1 protein-coding gene and 1 pseudogene are annotated in these 2,104 nt (G+C 70.3%); one reads left to right on the forward strand and one right to left on the reverse strand.

All coding sequences use genetic code 11. The features are described from left to right. The coding region (locus tag ABZY11_RS44100) for an alpha/beta hydrolase (RefSeq protein ID WP_356484563.1) at positions 1-1,084 on the forward strand (1,084 nt) is incomplete at its 5' end. Between the two features lie 85 nt (positions 1,085-1,169). Here ABZY11_RS44100 and ABZY11_RS44105 read toward each other — a convergent pair. Beyond that, positions 1,170-2,104 (reverse strand): annotated as a pseudogene (locus ABZY11_RS44105) (IS5 family transposase); the annotation flags it as partial.

The raw sequence follows: 2,104 nt of genomic DNA on the forward strand, positions 1-2,104 counted from the left end.
CGACGGCACGCCCGCACTGCCCGACCTGCTCACGCTCATAGCGGAGCACTACGGGGTCAAGGCACCCAGGACACGGGTCCCGGTGTCCCTGCTCAAGCGGCTGCCCCAGTGGCTCACCAAGGCTGATCCGGAGACCCTGACGTTTTTGTCGACCGACCGCTACCCGACCGATTCGGCCCGTGCCTTCGCCGCCCGGCACGGGCTGGCCATGCCGGACACCGCCACGACGATCCGCCGCTGGGCCGACCACCTTGCAGCCCACCGCTTCGGCGACGCCCCCGCAGGTGACAGACGATTCACCAAGCTGGGCGGGATACGGACTTTCGAGCTTGGCAAGGCAGGCGCACCCACGGTGGTGCTGCCCGGTCTGCCGGTCAACGCCGACACCTGGGCGCCGGTCGTCACGGCGGTCGGGCACGCGCGCGCCGTCGACCTGCCGGGGCTGGGCATGAGCGCCGGACGCCGCGAGGACTGGCAGTCCTGGCTGACCGCGCTGGTCACCGAGACCGGTGCCCGTCACCTGGTGGGTCACTCCATCGGCGCCGCGGCCGCCATCGACGCCGCGACCGCCCATCCCGATGCGGTGGATCAACTCACGCTGGTGTCACCGTTCTTCCTGCAGGGGCACCCGCCCCGCACCGCCAGGCGGCCGGCCCTGACCCGCTGGTACCTGAGGCGGACACCCCCCGAGGCGCTGGCCGAGCGGCTGACCGGCGCCACGGGCCACGCGGCCGCGCTCCGGTCGGCTGTCGCGGATCTTCGCCGCGGCACCGTTGGGGCCACCGCCGCGGGGCTTCTGGCCGCCACGGCGAACCCGCAGTGGCGTGCCGACCTCCAGGCCAAGCTGCAGCACTACCCAGGGCGTGTCCACATCGTCCTGGGCTCCAACGATCCGCTCACCGTTGAGGGACAGTCGCTGCTGGACACTCTCCCGCACGCCACCGTGACAGTGGTTGCCGGCGCGGGGCACCATCCTCAGCTGACGCACTCAGAAGTCGTCGCTCAGGCCATCGGTTCGCAGACCGCCTTCCTGGGCTCGCACAGTGAACCCGGCGTCAGGGCGGCACGCGCACGACCGCGGTGACGAGGTGCTTGGCAGTCGAGGCAGTGCGACGAGCACGGCAGGTACGCCAGCTGGTCCGCCTTCTAGGGAGCGTATTCGGTTGTGATCAAGGGGCTGCTCGTGTGAGGTCCTTGATCCAGATCATCGAGGCGCGGAGGTGGAGTCCGGCGAGGTAGCTCCTTGGGGTCTTGTCGTAGCGGGTCGCAATGCCTCGCCATGCCTTCATCCTGTTGATCGCCCGCTCGACGGTGTTCCGTTCCTTGTAGAGCTCGGTGTCGTGACTGACGGGCCTGCCGCCTCCACTGCCCTTCTTCTTCCGGTTGGCGGCCTGGTCCTTCTTCTCCGGGATGACCGCCTTGATACGGCTTTTGCGCAGGTGGGCACGGTTGCCGCGAGACGAGTAAGCCTTGTCTCCGGCGACCGCGTCCGGCCGGGTGCGGGGGCGGCCGACGGGCCCGCGCACCCGCACCTTCTTCAGGACGGGGATGAACTGTGGGCTGTCCGCTGCCTGGCCCGCGGTCAGGATGAACGCCAGCGGGCGGCACTTGCGGTCGGCGGCGAGGTGGACCTTGCTGGTCTGCCCGCCCCTGGAGCGCCCGAGGAGGGCGGCCTTCAGCCGGAGTTTGCGCCGGCGCCGGACGCGTCGTCGTTCTTCCCGCGCGGGATCGCTTTCGGTCTCCCGCCCTCTTTGTTCTTCGAGGCCGCCCCCTTTGACCTGGCCCTCTCCTCCTTGGCGGCGGCTTTCTCCAGGGCGGTGACGATGTCCTCGTCGAGGTGCATCCCGGCCGCGTCGTGGTGGGCACGGGCGGTGGTGGAGTCGATGCTGACCAGGGACAGGTCCACCTCACCGCGCTTGGCGGCTTCCGCGATCAGGCCCTCCAGCAGGGCCTCGAAGACCCCGGCGTCACGCCACTGGCGGAAGCGGTTGTGGACGGTCGACCAGGCGCCGAACTCTGCCGGCATCTCCCGCCACTGGCCGCCCGTCTTGAACCGCCAGATCACGCCCTCGAACTGCTGCCGCAGCCGCTCGGGGTACGGGCC

It is taken from the genome of Streptomyces sp. NPDC006510 (assembly GCF_040611955.1).
Classification (GTDB): domain Bacteria; phylum Actinomycetota; class Actinomycetes; order Streptomycetales; family Streptomycetaceae; genus Streptomyces.